Source organism: Arthrobacter sp. SPG23 (genome assembly GCF_000876655.1).
Taxonomy (GTDB): Bacteria; Actinomycetota; Actinomycetes; order Actinomycetales; family Micrococcaceae; genus Arthrobacter.
In genome coordinates this window covers 142865-159529 of sequence record NZ_JYCN01000021.1, presented here as the reverse complement: position 1 = coordinate 159529, position 16665 = coordinate 142865, and the positions used below count along the sequence as shown (strand labels likewise).

The 16665-nt window shown below is 62.5% G+C and carries 12 protein-coding genes; 7 read left to right on the top strand and 5 right to left on the bottom strand.

From position 1 onward, the window contains the following. Window positions 1-283: 283 nt before the first annotated feature. Complete coding sequence (locus tag TV39_RS22575; RefSeq protein WP_442853499.1) at window positions 284-661, top strand: hypothetical protein; 378 nt, start codon at window positions 284-286, stop codon at window positions 659-661. On the opposite strand, the gene TV39_RS13970 is transcribed toward TV39_RS22575, so the two are convergent. Then, entirely contained in the window at window positions 618-4694 is a 4077-nt protein-coding gene (locus tag TV39_RS13970) for an FtsK/SpoIIIE domain-containing protein (protein ID WP_043482627.1), read from the bottom strand. The two genes, TV39_RS22575 and TV39_RS13970, sit on opposite strands and share 44 nt — an antisense overlap. Before the next feature lie 198 nt (window positions 4695-4892). Here TV39_RS13970 and glf point away from each other — a divergent pair, with 198 nt between their 5' ends. The 5 genes from glf to TV39_RS13945 are packed head-to-tail and all read left to right on the top strand — an operon-like array spanning window position 4893 to window position 10243. Further along, on the top strand, window positions 4893-6080 hold the full coding sequence (gene glf / locus TV39_RS13965) for a UDP-galactopyranose mutase (RefSeq protein ID WP_043482626.1): 1188 nt from the start codon (window positions 4893-4895) through the stop codon (window positions 6078-6080). After that, a complete protein-coding gene (locus tag TV39_RS13960) occupies window positions 6077-6943 on the top strand; it encodes an ABC transporter permease (RefSeq protein ID WP_043482625.1) in 867 nt (288 codons plus the stop codon). The genes glf and TV39_RS13960 overlap by 4 nt, the downstream gene beginning before the upstream one ends. Continuing rightward, the gene (locus TV39_RS13955) at window positions 6943-7674 is read left to right on the top strand and encodes an ABC transporter ATP-binding protein (RefSeq protein WP_043482624.1); all 732 of its coding nucleotides are present in this window, start codon (window positions 6943-6945) and stop codon (window positions 7672-7674) included. The genes TV39_RS13960 and TV39_RS13955 overlap by 1 nt, the downstream gene beginning before the upstream one ends. A gap of 44 nt (window positions 7675-7718) precedes the next feature. Beyond that, complete coding sequence (locus tag TV39_RS13950) at window positions 7719-9344, top strand: glycosyltransferase (protein WP_082049729.1); 1626 nt, start codon at window positions 7719-7721, stop codon at window positions 9342-9344. Then, window positions 9341-10243: a glycosyltransferase family 2 protein gene (locus TV39_RS13945; RefSeq protein WP_200891024.1), complete on the top strand. Its 903-nt coding sequence runs from the start codon at window positions 9341-9343 to the stop codon at window positions 10241-10243. Before TV39_RS13950 ends, TV39_RS13945 begins: the two co-directional genes overlap by 4 nt. A gap of 114 nt (window positions 10244-10357) precedes the next feature. Here the strand turns inward: TV39_RS13945 and TV39_RS13940 are convergent, their stop codons facing one another. Beyond that, window positions 10358-11491 (bottom strand): polysaccharide pyruvyl transferase family protein, encoded by a 1134-nt coding sequence (locus TV39_RS13940; protein ID WP_043482621.1) that lies wholly within the window; start codon window positions 11489-11491, stop codon window positions 10358-10360. 159 nt (window positions 11492-11650) lie between these two features. On the opposite strand from TV39_RS13940, the gene TV39_RS13935 reads away from it, so the two are divergent. After that, complete coding sequence (locus TV39_RS13935; protein ID WP_052500582.1) at window positions 11651-12892, top strand: acyltransferase family protein; 1242 nt, start codon at window positions 11651-11653, stop codon at window positions 12890-12892. Here TV39_RS13935 and TV39_RS13930 read toward each other — a convergent pair. From TV39_RS13930 to TV39_RS13920, 3 genes are read right to left on the bottom strand one after another with little or no spacing between them, the layout of a single operon-like run. Further along, on the bottom strand, window positions 12889-13749 hold the full coding sequence (locus TV39_RS13930) for a glycosyltransferase family 2 protein (protein ID WP_043482620.1): 861 nt from the start codon (window positions 13747-13749) through the stop codon (window positions 12889-12891). The two genes, TV39_RS13935 and TV39_RS13930, sit on opposite strands and share 4 nt — an antisense overlap. Next, entirely contained in the window at window positions 13746-14261 is a 516-nt protein-coding gene (locus TV39_RS13925) for a GtrA family protein (protein WP_052500581.1), read from the bottom strand. The genes TV39_RS13930 and TV39_RS13925 overlap by 4 nt, the downstream gene beginning before the upstream one ends. Further along, window positions 14261-16582: a YfhO family protein gene (locus TV39_RS13920; protein WP_144406423.1), complete on the bottom strand. Its 2322-nt coding sequence runs from the start codon at window positions 16580-16582 to the stop codon at window positions 14261-14263. Before TV39_RS13920 ends, TV39_RS13925 begins: the two co-directional genes overlap by 1 nt. Between the last annotated feature and the right edge of the window lie 83 nt (window positions 16583-16665).

Genomic DNA, 16665 nt, shown 5'->3' with positions numbered 1-16665 from the left:
AAGCATCTTGTGAAAATATTCACTAGAGGCTACATAAGAAAGGGACCCTGCCGGGTCCCCTTGGTCATCTGAATTAAGCGTGTCATGTTAACGCTGTGTAAACAAGGGGTAATCGTCTAAGAAGTGCCTCTTAAGCGTGAGCGATACGTCACATAGGTCGCCAGCGCCCTCCCCGCTAACCGACTATGTCCGGTAGGGTGCCAGTGTGTCAAGACCCCCAGAGAACCACTCCGGCCCCATTCCTGCTGCCCCGGGAGCCCGGGCCGCGCGGCCGCGGACGGTCATCGTACTGTCCCTGATCGTCGCAGCGGAGGCGACGGCTCTCCTTGTGGCAGCGGGCTGGTATGCCGTTCAGCTGCTCACGGGGGCGCCGGTGCTTTCTTTCTGGGGCGCTGTTTTTACCCTGGCACTCCTGCTTTCCTTTGCGGCCTGGCTTTACGCTGTTGCGTATTTTCTTTTCCGGGGATTCCGGTGGCCGCGTGCCGGGGCCCTGGTAGCCCAATTGTTTGTCCTGACCATAGGATTTCCGACGCTCACCGGCGGATACATCGCCGCGGGATTCGCCATGCTGGTTCCGGCTGTCGTTGCAATGGTGCTGTTGTTTAACAAGAGAGTCATCAGCTTTGCTTCGAGGGCCGGAGGGGCGCCCCCCGCGTTGTGACCTGCGGGCGCAGGCCAGCTGCCAGTTGGACCGGTGTTGTCCTGCCCTCTGCAATGACGACGGCCCGCCCGGGCGGCGGGTTGGCCTCCACTTCGAAGCGAATGCCGAAGAATTCTCCGTCCATGATGGTTCGTGGTGCGACCAGGATGCCGGTGCCTTGCCCGCGGGCCTGTGCAGCCACCGGCACCCTCTGGCTGAGCGTCGGGCTGAACCCCGCAGTCATTATTACCGTGAACCCGAGCCCGTGCAGGGCCGCGATGTGACGGTTCGTTTCCGGTGTCTGCAAGTCGGCATCGTCCACTAGCAGGACTGAGCCTTTGTTGAGACCGCCGGAATCAGCGCTTGCCAGGACGTCCGCCCAATAGCTGGCGGCGGTCTCCTCCGTACCGGGAAAGAACCATCCGGGAACTTCGGCGTTGAGCGGCGGGAGGGCGGCAAGAAAGGAACTCTTACCGGAACAGGGACCTCCCAGGACAGGCAGGACGCTTCCGGGCGGCAACCGGACAGTTGCGGGGACAAGTTCGTCACCGCCGATACCGACGACAATTCTGCGGTCTTTGGTACCGCCCCGACCGCCGGCAGCGCGGTTGGACGGTGACGCAGTGTCCGCCGTGACACGCGCGAGCACATCGGACACGCTCAGGCGCGGGGGCAAGGCTTCGATTCTGAAGGGCCTGGCTGCCGGTTCCTTCACCATCGCCGGTTTTGCCATGCCCGCTGCGGGCGCGGCATAGAACTGGGCCACCGAGCCCGGGCTGCCAGTGAACGGGCCGAATACCACCGCCCGTCCGCGGACCATCGCGACGTCAGGCAGCCGCGGCCATGCAAGTCGGCCCTCCTCGGTGGAACCAGTGGGAAAGTACGCCCGGTTGGGGACGGATGCGAAGTACCGGGCTGTTACCAGCTCCCGGTCTCCGGCAATGAGCACCGTCACGCCTGCCCGCGCACCGTCCCGGATGATGTCCTGGACCAGGTCTTCCGCCCAGGCCAGTGGACCCGCCCGGAGCGACGAAGCCCACGAGCCCCAGCCGGCAAGTACGAGGACAAGCGGTGGCCGGACATCCTTCGTGGGGCGGCTGAGCCTCAGGGACAGTTCGAGTGCAACGCGCTCCAGGATCCGCACAGCCCGGCGGAGTTCGTGAAGGCCTGCCGCCGCGCCCACCCGCGGCAGGGAACGGGCGGCGCCGAAGGAGTTTCCGGCGTCGAGCAGGTAGACGTGCGATTCAACGTCGTGCCCGATCAGCTGTTGCAGCGTTAGGTCCAGGGCTTCGTCCACCCCGCTCCCCGTTCCGCCAACGAGGGCCAGATGCCCGTGGCCGGACGGTTGCCATGCCAGCCGGGAAACGCGCTGCCGGTCGGGTTCGTCCAACAGTCCTAGCTGTATGGACCAGACACCGGAATCGGAACCGCCGTCCGCCCCGTCCGTGCCGTGAGCGCCGTCCGTGCCGTGCGCGCCGGACGGGGGAAGGGGTACCGTCGATGGCAACGGCATGGCCACTGGCCGACGGGGTGCAGCGCCTCCCAGGCCGCCCCAGAGTTGCACCAGCGATTCGATAAGAGGGCCGGCTGCCCGGGCAGGAGACGGCGGCAGGCAAGGGGCCGCATGCCCGGCCCTGCCCGACGCGGATGCCCAAAGGGACTCCGCTGCGCCGCGAACACGGATCGAGGAAGCACTCACCGCTGTTTCGGCGCCAGCCAGGGAGGCTGCCTGAAATTCGACTGGATCCTCCGTCCCTCGGGCGAAGTAGGCGCGCCCTGGACTGGACAGCGGAATTCCCGCGGCCAGCCTGGAATTGATGATGTCCACCGATTCCGTCTCCGACTGGACGCGCAACGCAATGCTGGTAGTGACGTTGGCGCGGATATCTGCCGTAAGCGCCCCTTGGGGTCGCTGCGTGGCCATGATCAGGTGTACGCCCAGCGACCGTCCGATCGCCGCAATTCGCATCAGTTCCTTCAGGGCTTCGGGAGCATCTTCGACGAGCATTCTAAATTCGTCGATGATGAGGATCAGATGAGGAAGCGGGCCGGCCGGGCAGCCAATTGCCCTGTACCCGGCCAGGTCCGGCGCCTGCACGCCGGACAGCATTTCCTCCCGGTGCCGGATTTCGGCACGCAGGGAGGTGAGCGCGCGGTCAAGTTCGTGCCTCGTGAGGTCCGTGAGCATGCCCACACAGTGGGGAAGTCCGGTCAACGGTCCCAAGCCGGAGCCGCCTTTGAAATCAATAAAGAGGAAGTTGATCCGTTCCGGCGGGTAGCTAAGGGCCAGTCCGGCCGTCAGGCTCCTGAGGAGTTCAGACTTACCGGAACCCGTGGTTCCGGCCACCAGAAAATGCGGGCCGTCCGACTCGAGGTCCAGCATGCGGGGACCTTGGGCCGCCATGCCGATGGGAACGGAGAGGCCCGGACTCAGGTGGCCGGTAGCCCAACGGGCCGACGTGTCTGCCGTGGTCCCCGGAAGGACATCGGACAAGGTGCAGTTCGGCGGCACCGCAGGTCCGGAGCTCGGGCTGCGCTCAAACTGCGGGGCCATGCTTCGGCAGTATCGATCGAAAGGTTGCTCGGGGACAAGGTCGGGCAGGAAGGACGTCCATGAGTCGGCAGCGCACACCCGGGCGGTAGTTCCTCTCAGCTCGATCACCGTGCCCGACTTCGCGGATCCATCCTGTGCGCAGTCAACAACATGCCAGCCGCGGCTGATCGCGGCCGTATATATACCGGGAGAACCGGCATGGTGGTCGACACCGCCGGTCAGTATCAGCACGCCGCGTTCCCGCGTCCGGTCGATGCCCCGCTGCAGTACCTCTGTCGTCGTCCGGAGGTTGGACGAGAGCGTCACGGGCGCAAGGTAGCGGGAGGTCAGCGGGAGGGACCGGGGCGACCCATGCACCAGGACCCGGATGCGTGATGAAGACCGGCAACTGGTGAGCTGCATGATCAGGAACCGGACCAGACCCGCGACATCTTGCTGCGGACCGCGGACAGATGTGAGGTCTGGAAGCGGAAGGATGAAGGGCATGAGCCGCAGTGCCGGCGCCTCGAACTCCGGGTCGGCCGGATCCATGCTGATGTTGGCCGGTTGTTCCGCGAGCCCGAGTCGCAGGGCGACGTCGTCGGGTGCGTCGGGACCTTGTGCAGGGCCGGTTTGGTCGCCTTGGCCCCTGAGGACGAGTTCGGCGGCGGACGGCGCGGCCCGGCGTCGTCGTTGGGTGTCGTCTTCGACGGCGGCAGCGACCAGTGTCTTGAGGCGGCGCCGCTGGCGGCGGCCGGCCATCAGGGGAATGAGCACGGAGACTGCAGAAACTGCCGTGAAGGCCAGGAACATCCACATTCCGGTGATGACCGCAAGACCCACGCCAATGAGCAACGGGAGAACCGCGGTGACGAGGAGAACGCCCCTGTTGCCGCTATCCGGCCGATGCGGAATCTTCAAGGGTTCAGCCACGCTGGATCCGGCAGCGTCCCACTCCGGAAGCCGATGGGTCGGCCCGGCGCCAAACACAATGGACAGCGTGGAGTTACCGCAGCTGATGAGTGAGTTTGTTGAGACCGACGCCTGCCCCACCCGCTTCCCGTCCACGAATGTCCCGTTGATACTGTCCAAATCGGTGATGGTGACAGCCGTATCCGTGACGTTAAGCCTGGCGTGTTCACGGGACAGCGCAGCATCAGGAATTGCGATTTCCGTGCCGCTCCGGCCGATCCGATAGGTGCCGCGCCGCAGGGGCTCCACGGTTCCCGCAGCGGGACCGCTGTGTACAGCGACCAGCAGCGTCGCGGATTCGCCGACCTCGGAAGGCCGTTTTCCGGCGCCGTCCACGATGACGGCCCCGTTAACGAGCGGCGGTTTCCCCACTGACAGGCAGGACAACGGGAGCCCGGATACGGACAAGTCGCCCGCGCCGTAGTCCCTCTCCAGGGCTTGCTGCAGCATGAGGCCAGCACCTCCGGATGGGGCCTCAACCTCGAGTTCGATCGGGGGACCGGGGCTGGTGGCGTCGGGCCCCCGGACCAGGGTGCAGTGGAGCGTCATCAGGTGCTTTCCGTTGGGAATGAGTCGGTTTCTGCCTAAGCTATCGCCGGGCACCGCCGCGGGGCACCGGCCGCTATGGCGTATGTGGATAAGCCCGGGCTGGGCCAGGGATTCACTGGTGGCGGCACAGCCTCGGGTAGGCTAGAGCAGCAGCCAATGCACAACATTGGGCTGCCCGCATTCGAATCAGGAGATTTTGTGACCGCTGACCTCGTCATCGTAGGGTCGGGCTTTTTCGGCCTGACAATCGCAGAACAGGCCGCCACTGAGCTGGGCTTGAAGGTCGTTGTCCTCGACCGGCGCCACCATATCGGTGGGAATGCCTACAGCGAAAAGGAAGAGCAGACCGGCATCGAGGTGCACCGCTATGGGGCCCATCTGTTCCACACGTCAAACGAGCGCGTGTGGGAGTATGTCAACCGATTCACAACGTTCACGAATTACGTGCACAAGGTCTACGGCGTCCACAAGGGCGAGGTCTACTCCCTGCCGATCAACCTGGCCACGATCAACCAGTTCTTCCGCGCCAACCTGACCCCGGGCCAGGCCCAGGACCTGATCAAGGAGCAGGCCGGCGAGCTTGCAGGCACTGATCCGCAGAACTTGAACGACAAGGGCATCCAGCTGATCGGCCGGCCGCTGTATGAGGCGTTCATCAAGCACTACACCGGCAAGCAGTGGCAGACGGATCCGAAGGACCTGCCCGCGGGAATCATCTCCCGCCTCCCGGTGCGCTACAACTATGACAACCGCTACTTCAACGACAAGTACGAAGGCCTGCCGATCAACGGTTACACCGCATGGATCGAAAAGATGGCGGAGCACCCGAACATTGAGGTCCGGCTCAACACCGACTTCTTCGACGAGTCGCACGAATACAGCAAGAACAAAGTTGTCGGCAGCATCCCGGTGATTTACACCGGTCCGGTGGACCGGTACTTCGATTTCGCGGAAGGCGATCTGTCCTGGCGGACCATCGACTTCGAAGAGGAGGTCCTCGACGTCGGCGACTTCCAGGGAACGTCAGTGGTGAACTACAACGACGACGACGTCCCGTACACGCGCATCATCGAACCCCGCCATTTCCACCCGGAGCGCGACTACCAGACTGAGAAAACAGTCATCATGCGCGAGTTCTCGCGGGCGGCCGAAAAAGGCGACGAGCCGTACTACCCGATCAACACCGCGGCTGACCGCGAACGCCTGCTCAAGTACCGCGACCTGGCTGCCGCCGAAAAGGATGTTCTGTTCGGTGGCCGGCTCGGTACGTACAAGTACCTCGATATGCACATGGCCATTGGTTCAGCCCTGACCATGTTTGACAACCAGATCCGGCCGCACTTTGAAGCTGGCGTAAAGCTTGAAAGCGGAGGGGTCGACGCATGAGCGCAGAGTTGTTGGCCGCTCCCGATAAGGGCGGCGGCCTCCTGGACGTGCTCCGGCGCCGCGAACTCCTCCGGCTCATCGTGCGCAAAGAGCTCAAGGTCCGCTACCGCAACTCAGTGCTGGGCCTGCTCTGGAGCTACGTCAAGCCCGGGGTGCAGTTCATTGTGTTCTATTTCGCCCTCGGGGTCTTCCTGGGCCTGAACAAACAGCCCAACTTCGTGATCTACATGTTCTCGGGCATCATCCTGGTGAACTTCTTTTCCGAAGCCTTCAGCAATGCAACACGGTCCGTCGTTGCGAACGGCGCCCTCGTCAAGAAGATCTTCCTTCCGCGTGAGCTGTTCCCGGTGGCATCCGTCTGGGTGGCTATCGTCCACTTCCTGCCGCAGTTCCTGATTCTGCTGTTCGCGTGCTTCTTCTTCGGATGGTCACCGAGTATCTTCCAGATCCTCGGTGCCATAGGTGCATTCGTCATCGTCGCCATGCTGTCCCTCGGCCTTGGCCTGCTGTTTGCTGCCGCAAATGTGATGTTCCGGGACTCCGAAAACATCGTGGACCTGATGCTTATGATGGCCACCTGGCTTTCCCCTGTTCTCTACGCCTGGTACCTGGTCAGGGACACCCTGGGGGAGACCTTCTACTTCTTTTACCAGCTCAACCCGATGACGATTGCCGTGGAACTGTTCCACTTCGCATTCTGGGCTCCGACGGCAGCGGTGCGGACTGCTGCGGAGGGCGCCCGGATGCCGGAGAACCTCATTTCGCTGTGGCTGCCGGTGGGCTTGTTGATTTCGGTAGTAATCCTCGCAATTGGCCAGACCGTATTCCGTCGCCTTGAGGGCAGATTCGCACAGGAGTTGTGATGGCGGCAGAAGCAATCATTGTAGAAAACGTATCCAAACGCTTTAACCTCCGGCACACCCGGTCCCTCAAAGAGACAGTCGTTTGGCTCTTCAAGGGACGCCGCGGGGACCTTTCGTCGACGTTCATGGCGCTGGACGGAGTGGACGTCACCGTCGGAGTCGGTGAATCGGTTGCGCTGCTGGGCTTTAACGGTTCGGGAAAATCGACTCTTCTCAAACTCATTTCCGGTGTCATGAGTACCGATACCGGAAGTGTCAGGACACGCGGGAAGGTGGCCGGGCTCATCGAAGTGGGCGCAGGTTTCCATCCGGACCTGACGGGACGCGAAAATGTGTTCCTGAATGGAGTGCTTCTTGGAATGACCGAGAAGGAAACGGAAGCGCGTTTTGATGAGATCGTCGCATTCTCGGAAATTGGAAAGTTCATTGACACCGAGGTGAAGTTCTATTCATCCGGCATGTTCCTGCGCCTTGCGTTTTCAGTCGCTGTTCACACGAATCCTGACGTTTTCCTGATCGACGAAATTCTCTCGGTAGGCGACGAACCATTCCAGAAGAAATGCCTTGCGCGCATCCAGGAACTCCGGGAGTCAGGCTGCACGCTCGTTGTCGTCAGCCATGACCTGGATATGGTGAGCAGGGTCTGTGACAGGGGCGTAGTGCTGCGGCAGGGCAAGAAAGTTGCAGACGGGCCGATCGGGGAAGCAGTCCGTCTTCTCCGGGAAAGCTGAAACGAAGCTGACACACATGTACACGAATGCAGTAGGGAGTGCAGATGAGTAGGGCCCGAAAGCTCTTCGAAGTAATTGACGACGGCGGTTCAGGGCTGGCAGGCGGAGAGCCTCGGCTCTCGGCTCGGGAACTTGGCCTTCTTGTGGGCGGCTTGAACTACCATGCACTGATCCAGCCTGGCCGTGAATTCAAGGTCATAGTCCTCCGGGCCCCGGACGGAGAGTTTCCGCGACTGACCGGGTACGCCTGCCATAGGCATGAGTGGGAGCCGAACCGGGCTGTTGTTTGCACGGTGGCTGTCAAGAGCACGGTGCCGGCAACAGTGCCTGCTGACTCGGCTCCCGTGCCCCTGGTTCTTGACCTGGGCGGAGAACGGGCCGAAGGTGGGGCAACCTTCTACGATCGTCCCGGCCGGAAAGCCAAAGTGCTGCGCCGGGCCCGTTTCGGTGCGCCCATCGCGTTCGACGCCCTGCGCCAGGGCCTGACCGACTACTACGAGAAGCGCATCACGCCGAACCGCCGGCCCCAAAGGCTAGCGCCGATTGAATCGTCTGCGCCGTTGCCCAGGCCGTCGGAACACGGCGAACGTGCCATCATTTTCGGGCTGCATTGGCTGGAAATGGGCGGTGCGGAACGCTGGGCAATTGAAACCATTGCCTTGGCCCGCGAGGCCGGTTTCCTGCCCATCGTGCTGACAGACCGCGAGTCTGCCCACCCCTGGATTGTGCGCCCCGAACTCGACGGTGCGCTGGTGCTGCCGGTTAACCTTCCCATTTCGGACGAGGAAGAAACCCAACTCCTGTTGGCGCTGCTGACGAAGTTTGAAGTCCACGGAATCCATGTCCACCACAACGGGTGGCTTTACCACCGGCTCGCGTGGTTCAAAGCCATGGATCCGCGGATCCGGACGGCGGACTCCCTGCATGTCGTCGAATGGCGGACCGGCGGGTTCGTCGAACTGGCCGTGAAGCTCTCCAACGCCATCGACATGCACCACGTCATCTCGCCGCAGCTGCGGGACTACATGGTCCTGCAGCGCGATGTCCCCAAGGAAAAGGTATCGCTCGCTCCGCTATACGGCTTGAACGAAGTGCATGCCGTCCCGAAGGTCGAGAAGGAACCTGGACGCCCGTTCACCATCTCCTTCGTGGGCCGTCTCAGCCAGCAGAAGCGACCGTATTTGTTCCTCCGTTATGCAGCCCAGCTGAAGCGCTCCGCGGACCGGGAGGTGCGCTTTATCCTCCACGGCTCGGGCGCGCTGGAAGAAGAGACCTCGCGGCTGGTTGCCAAATACGGGCTGACGGATCACCTTGAGCTGCGCCAGCCACCGCATCCCGTGGATGACACGCTCGCGGATTCGGACCTGTTGGTGATTTCTTCGGACAACGAGGGACTCACGCTGACAACCTTTGAGGCGACTGCCCAGGACGTGGCGGTATTGTCTACCGACGTCGGCTCCCAGGCTTCCCTCGTTTCCGCTAAGGCCCTTGTTCCGAGGCAACCTCTCGCCTTCATCAGGGAAGCTGTCGAGCGGACCAAGGCGATCATGGCCTCGGAGGAGCTGCGCGAAGAGATCGTGGAAGAACAAAGGCAGAAGATTGCCGCGCTGAAGGAACTCCCCGAAGCGCGGAAGTGGACCACTGAACTTTACGAAGGATGGAAAGCATGACCGACCAGGTCGCAGCCGTAGTCGTCACCTACAACCGGGTCGACAAGCTCGGAAGGGTTTTGGACTCAATCCTTGCCCAGACCCGGCCCGTCGATCGGTTGATTGTGATCGACAACGCCAGCACAGATTCAACGCCGCAGCTGCTGTCCGTATATGACGACGATCCCCGCGTGGAAGTTGTCCGGCTCGATTCCAACACAGGCGGGGCCGGCGGGTTCGCTGCCGGCATGGAACGTGCCTACGAGCGCGGCGCCGACTGGGTGTGGATTATGGATGACGACTGCTACACCGAGGAAACAGCCCTTCAGAAACTCCTCAGTGGCCATGCGGAAGCGGAACAGGAACTCGGCCGCAATGTACCGTACAGCTGTTCCCTGGTCCGCTACACGGACGGCTCGATCTGCGAGATGAACAACGCCGGCGCCACTTGGGATTGGGGACGGCTGATCGCCAAGGGCCAGCGGGCGGTGCTGATCACCAACTGCTCATTCGTTTCAGTGCTGATTCCGCGACGCTCCATCGCCAAGTACGGCCTGCCCCTGGTGGAATACTTCATCTGGTTCGACGATATGGAGTACACGCTTCGGATCAGTGCGGACGGACCCGGAGTCCAGATCCTCGACAGCGTTGTCACACACGACATGCCGACGAACCGCGGCGTCAACTTCGGGGACCTGAACCCCGGCAATGCATGGAAGTTCCTCTACGGGGCGCGGAACGAGTCATCCTACCGCTGGCACCATGACGACAAGCTTGCGTGGGTACAGTTTGTGGCAACCACCTACGCCTGGATGGTCAAGGGCGGTGTGGGACGCCGGCTGCAGCTGCGGGTTGCCAAGGAGATTCTGGCCGGTCTCAAGTTCGACCCGAAGCCGAAGATGGCCCGCAGCGTCCGCTGAGGGCCTGGTAGTTGAGCAACGAGGGGCCCCGCTCGTTGAACTGGGAGCAGTTCAACGAGCGGGGCCCCTCGTCGTTGTTTGTGGCCGGTGCCACGCAGGCCAAGGCCTCCGGGTCTACTGGACCGGATACAGCGAAAGAGCTTCTGTACGCTTAAGACTCGCGAGCCGCAACGCCGTAGCTTCAAAGTCCGGCGAGCCGGTCGGCTCCGGCAGGGCGGCGTCGTCCTTGGTGGAGGCGTAGGTCCACCCTGTTCCGAGGTCCAGCAGTGAGCGGTGCTTGACGTCGTAGTAGTCGTCCAGGATGCCGATGGCCACACCCTTGGCGCCGGCAGAGGCCGCCACCATGTGGGGATGGTACCGGGACGTGTACCAGAGCTGACCGCGGCGGACGGGCAGGCCGTCGCTCCAGACTTGCGTAAAGGGAACGAAATTCTCCTCCGGGATGAGGCCTTCCAAGGCGTCGAACATGCGCCGGTCCGAGCCGGGTATCGCCTCTACGTAGCCGACCGTGAGGCCCTTGGCAAGCGAGTTCTCAACGACGACCCGCAGTTTGTCCCGCAGCCGTTCGAATGCGGGTGCATCCGTCATGTCGCTCTGGATGCACAGCATCACGTCTTTCGCGCGGGACACGACCACTTGCGAGTTCTTGCTCCGGCTGAGCTCGTAGGGCAGTCCAAGGAACACGTCATCCAGCCCGGTCTCGAGGCCCAGGAAATCCGCGCTGGGGTCATCGCGGACACTGACGGCTGAGAAATCGGCAAAGGTCTTCTGCAGCTGTTCGGCGTTCTCCGGCAGCGGCATCAGGCCGAGGCCGGAGGCGACGAGGCGGGCGCCGCTCAGCTTGCCTGCAGCTGCCATGCCCGAAACAAGCCCCACATGGTCAGGCCACACGCCATTGACATAGCCGCCGCCCAGGAGATGAATGGAATCCGCCTGGCCGAGGGCGAGGAGGCCGACGTCATACATGGGGGTGCCTCCGTGGGCCACGAGGTTGCCGACGTGGTCCCACACCGCCTGCGCCGACTGGTCCGGAGCTTCGGCGCAGGAACGCCAGAGCGTATTGGTGGCGTGGAAGCCGGGATGGATCCCGGCGAACAATGCGGTTGCCGTACCCGGCTGCGGGCAGTCCAGCCATACGGATGCGTCAGGCCGGACGCGGGCAAGGAATCGCAGCCAGGACGCCACGATCAGCTCATCGCCGTAGTTCGGATTTCCGCCGGAGGCAATGAGATAGAGGTTTTTTCCCATCCCTCGAAAGTATCACGGCAGGGCATTTCGCCCGGCCGCCGGGGCCGTCTATGTCGCCGACTGTACGCAGCGATCCGGTAGTCTAGAAAGAGTGCCCTTGAGGCGCGGACCCAGCGAAAGTCCCGAGGGAATCCCGCCCTGATAACGCAGAGGAACTGCATGCCGGAAAATGTGATGTTACAGACGCCACCCGAGACGGCTGCCCGCGCAGTACAACAGGTTCACGCACTGACCGGCGTGCGCATCGTAGCGGCCATGTGGGTAGTGCTGTTCCATGTTCGCGGCAACATCGCCTCGGAGTTTCCTTGGTTGGGACACGTCATCGGCCCGGTTCTTGCACACGGGGAGCTCGGCGTCGACCTCTTCTTTGCCCTCAGCGGCTATGTGCTGGCGTTGAACTACGGTGAGCGCATGGGGTGGCGGCTGGATCGTAATGCCACCGTCAAGTTCTGGTGGGCTCGCCTGGCGCGTGTCTGGCCGGCGTATGTATTCATGCTGGTGTTCGCCGCCATATGGCACGGGATCCTTCTCGCCCGGCAAAGCGACGATCCTGTAGATGTGCGCGACTACAGCGTTGGCAGCTTCCTGCGCCAACTCACGCTTGTGGTGCAGTGGACTGAGCCCGGTTTCGACCGGTTGACCTGGAACGGAGCCGCGTGGTCAGTCTCGGCCGAGGCATTCGCGTACCTCTTGTTCCCCGTGATGGTCCTTCTGATCTTCCGCCTCAACAGGTCGCTCAGCACCCGCTCCCTGGTGATCATGGCCGGAGTGCTCTTGTTTCCCGTCGTGTTCTTTTCCTACGTGCTGGGCCTCTACGCCGGCTGGATGTGGCTGCTCCGCATCCTGTGTGCCTTTATGGCCGGGGCGCTCATGTTCTACATAGTCCGGCGGGTGCCTGACACTGCCCGGAACCGGCTGATGGCAAGCCACATCATTGTCCTGGCGACGGCCGTCATTATTGCCGGATGCTACTGGATGGATTTCACCGCCCGGCCGCGTTACATAGGACTGCTGATCCCTGTACTCGTGGTGATTGTCGGAGCCTTGGGAATGGCCGACCGGCACGTGGCAAAGGTCCTGGGCAGTAAAGCGCTGGTGGTGGGCGGAATGGCCTCCTACAGCATCTACCTCGTGCACATGCCGCTGATTGAGATCTTCTGGAAGCTGCAGATGACATTCCCGGCGACCCTCGGCACGGGAACGGTGGGGGCCAAGCTCGGCTTCATCCTGATACCGGCCGTGGTGTCCGTGTTTGGCTACTGCCTGTGGCGGTTCTTCGAAGAACCGGCCCGCCGTAAGATGCGTGTGATGTCAACCCAGCAAATCCCGGAACGGGCCGTTGATGATCCCGAGGTCGGCCACAGCCACATCCATGGCGCGGCCGACCGGAAATCGTCCTAGACGGTACTTTCCACCGCGTGTTCATGGCCCATGCGCTTGCGTAGCCGCATGTACGCCAGCCTGCGGGCATAGGACATGGCCACAGCCTTGAGGTTGCCAGTCAGCAGATCAAGACGGCTGAGGACACCCGGGTGCGTCCGCGCAACGTGGTTGTGGAACGCGATGGCCTGATCTGACTGCTGCCTCGCCAGGCGGACGCTCCACTGGCTGGCGCTGATGCGGAATTTGGCCAGGCTGCGACGGATTGCCACGACGTCACCATGGAAGCAGATCCGGGCGTACGTCGCCTCATCGATAAGGTACGGGTGGGTATTGTCCCAGCCCCCTTCCTTCTCAAGCAGGTCCCGGCGGAACATAACACACGCCGGTTCCCCAAAGATGTTGGAACCGGCCACAACCGTGGCCCGGACGGCCTTTGCCCCGCTCACCAGTCCTGAGATGCCTTGAAGGCCCCTGCTTTTGATGAATACTTCGCCGCTGGAGTCGACCAGATCGCGCTGGCTGGCTACCAGGACCGCCGTCGGATGCGCTTCGAAAGCTGCCACCTGCTCGGCGAGTGCCGTCGGTGCAATAATGTCATCGCCACAGACCAGCTTGACGTACTCACCCCTGGCTTCGGCGCTGACTCTGTTCCAGTTGGCCTGGGCACCGCCGCCGACGGGGGTGGGGCTGAGGATGCGGAGCTTCGGGTGGCCGCTGTATCCGTTGATGACGTCCGTCGTTCCGTCAACTGACGAATGGTCGGCAATGACCACCTCATAGTCGTCATAGGTCTGGTTCAGGACTGAATCAAGCGTTTCAGCAATGTACTGCACATTGTTATAAGCGGGGATGACTATGGAGACTTTCGGATTCATGCCGTCTCTTCCTCTTTAGTGCCGTTTACGGGGGCGGTCTGTGCGTGCTCCGGTGCATGTTTACGCCGGAATGAAAAGTGCCGGTGCCCAAAGTAGCTGATGATTACGGACAACAGGGTGATGGCCAGTTGCGTCGGGATCCTTGGGAACTGCAGGAGGTCAGCAAACAGTGAGAGCAGCCCGATGTTAACCAGCAGGGACGTGAGGTTGACGAGCGCGAATCGGCCCAGGTCCAGCCAGACATGTCCTTTGACGCGGAAGACAAGCTTCCGGTAGACGAAGAAGACCGCGATGAGCGAGACCGTCCACGACGCGGACAAGAGGATGAAAGAGGGAGCCTGCGGGAACGCCAAGGCCAAAACAATGAAGAGGCCCGTGCTGAAGGCTGTGTTGGCGCCGCCGACGAGGAGGAAAGCAACCCGCTGATCTTTGACGATTTTCATCAGCGGACCGGGCGGGCCGGAATGGATTCCGCGCACCGGCTCGTCCGCTGTGGGCGGATGGGAAGCCACTATTTGTCCTCTTTTCTCAAGGCGTATTCCGGCTCTGCCCCGCCGGAGCGGAGCGAGGGATCGGGGGAGGGATGGGGCGCGGAAGCGCTCGGATCGTTGCCGGCCGGGCGGTCCGCTAACGACGACGGCCCGTCAGGTGAGCCGGACCGCCGTCGGCCGCGCAGCGCATGGACCACAGACCAGGCGGCACCAAGAAGAAGTGCGGCAGCGAGGGAAGCGATTTCGAGGGTCCATCCTGGCGGCTGGAACGAGACGGTCACGGTTTTGCCGGCCATGTCCGGAGCCACGTTGACCGTCAGGAGGTAACCGCGGAGCGGATCGACGATGGTGGCGCCGTCAGCCGTGTAACCCGGCCACGCGATGCGGCCCAGTGTCACGGTCCCGCCGGAAGCGGGGACCTCGTCCACCTTGAAAGTGACCTGGCTGCTGGAGTTGGACACCGGCTCGATTTCAGTGCCCTCGGACGCGTAGACGGGAGCGCCTACCGACCCGAGGGGCACGTTCCGCGTCCACATGACCGTATTCGGAGTCCGGGATGCAACAGACCAGCCCGACGGCGGGACCGCCTTGGCGAGTTCGGCACCGTTCGGGTCGGCCGCATCCCGGACTATCTGGACAGTGTCCACGCGAAGGAGGTCTGCGAGCGGCTTGCCCGAAGTCGGGTCGATTTCAAACAGCTTGGTGCTGAGTTCTTTGCACGTCTCACCGCGGGAAGCAATGCAGAGGTCTTTCGAATAGGCCGCATTCTGGATGGGGCTGTAGAGGTTGTGCACTGACCCGGGGTTCAGGTACCACATGTTGCCGACAAGCGACTCGGTCCAGATCGACGGGTCCAAGGCGGACGGCGTGCCCACGACGACCGCCTGCCCCTTGGCGCCGGAGAGCTGTGTGGAGTACTTCGACGTATCCGCGGGCAGTTTGAAGTCCTGAACGGGCGGGTTGGGAAAGTAGTAATGCTGCGGGAAGGCCAACGCAAGGGATGTCGCTACCAGGACAGCCGCCACCACTCCGTCGGCCTTCGACTTGGCGCGGATCAGGCGCAGTGCCACCGCAGTCAGGGCAAATCCGACGGCCATGATGAGCACCATGCGTGCGCTGACGGTCCACAGCTCCGGTTTGCCCGTCCACCCCAGGTAAACGCTCCCAATGAACACCGCGGCTGTGCTGACCCACCGCACGCCGGAGACCTTGCGGACCCGTGCCAATGACAGGGCGACGCATAAGAGCACGATGGTGGCGAGGCAGACGTACGGCATCAACCGGACGGGCGTCCGGAGTGGTCCAAGGTCGCTGGGAGCCAGCGTCAGCATCAATGACAGCAGCAGGAACACCGGGACACTCGCAATTCCCGGGGTCAGGCGCCGCAACTGCCGGAAGTTGACCAGGGCAAACAGCGGGAGGAACCACGCTATGTAGGTCAGCGGCGCGGGAGCGAACGGTCCCCACCACCAGGAAGCAACCTGCGGAAGATTGCTTGGTAGTGCCGATCCGGCCAGGCCGGTGAGGTCAACGGTAAGGAAGTTGGTGTTGGCGACCACTTGCGTGCGCGCGGTGCTGCGCAGGGTGAGGACTCCCGGGAGGTAAACGGCCAACGCCACCAGACCCAGGAGGACACCGGTGGACACGGTCTTCACGAGGGGCTTCCACTTCCGGCGCACCAGCAATTCGACAATGACGGCGACGAATAGCAGGACCATCATGATGGTGCCGTGGACATAACCGACCGTGACGAGGAAGTAGCCGGAGACCAGAACGGGCAGGGGCGACTTCTGCTGGTAGCACATCCTTCGCAAGGACCACCAGACAAAAGGCAGGAAAGCCCACACCATCAGTCCTGTCACCCAGGATGGAGAATCGAGGTAGACGGTAAATCCGGCAAGGGTGGAGGCGACTCCGGCGACAAAGGCCCACGGCGCCCGGGTACCAAGGTTGCGGCTGACCAGGTAGATACCGATGCTGGCTGTGGCCAGAAGGGCGACTTTGACCAGGGTGGAGAAAACCAGGGCGTTAGTGAAGAACGTGGACGCCAGGCCTATGCCCAGGGTCAGGGGACTAAAGATGCCCCATTGGCCCTCGGCAGCGTAGTTGCCGGCCTGCCAGCCTTCGGCGCTGAAAAACGGCCATTGACCTGAGCGGAGCATTTCGCCGATTTCGCGCCAGATGGGGTAGGCGCCGATCTGGGTGTCGTCATAGAAGTAAAACCGGTGGTTGAAAATGACCGGCACTAATGCAGCCAGGATGGTGGCCACCGGCGTGGCCAGGGCCCACAGCCACCCAGGATTTCCGGTCCTGGCCGCTGTGGGTCGTTCTTGAATATTCAACTCGGCACGGTCTCTTTCTGTTGCTAACGCTCCATCTAGGGTACCGAACGGGGCGGATTACCCAGTTTTCGCTTCAGCTGGAA

What these genes read in the sequence shown, in the direction of transcription:
- TV39_RS13970 (WP_043482627.1), bottom strand. Translation starts at nt 4,694, where the DNA reads ATGACGCTCCACTGCACCCTGGTCCGGGGGCCCGACGCCACCAGCCCC.
- TV39_RS13960 (WP_043482625.1), top strand. Translation starts at nt 6,077, where the DNA reads ATGAGCGCAGAGTTGTTGGCCGCTCCCGATAAGGGCGGCGGCCTCCTG.
- TV39_RS13955 (WP_043482624.1), top strand. Translation starts at nt 6,943, where the DNA reads ATGGCGGCAGAAGCAATCATTGTAGAAAACGTATCCAAACGCTTTAAC.
- TV39_RS13950 (WP_082049729.1), top strand. Translation starts at nt 7,719, where the DNA reads ATGAGTAGGGCCCGAAAGCTCTTCGAAGTAATTGACGACGGCGGTTCA.
- TV39_RS13945 (WP_200891024.1), top strand. Translation starts at nt 9,341, where the DNA reads ATGACCGACCAGGTCGCAGCCGTAGTCGTCACCTACAACCGGGTCGAC.
- TV39_RS13940 (WP_043482621.1), bottom strand. Translation starts at nt 11,491, where the DNA reads ATGGGAAAAAACCTCTATCTCATTGCCTCCGGCGGAAATCCGAACTAC.
- TV39_RS13935 (WP_052500582.1), top strand. Translation starts at nt 11,651, where the DNA reads ATGCCGGAAAATGTGATGTTACAGACGCCACCCGAGACGGCTGCCCGC.
- TV39_RS13930 (WP_043482620.1), bottom strand. Translation starts at nt 13,749, where the DNA reads ATGAATCCGAAAGTCTCCATAGTCATCCCCGCTTATAACAATGTGCAG.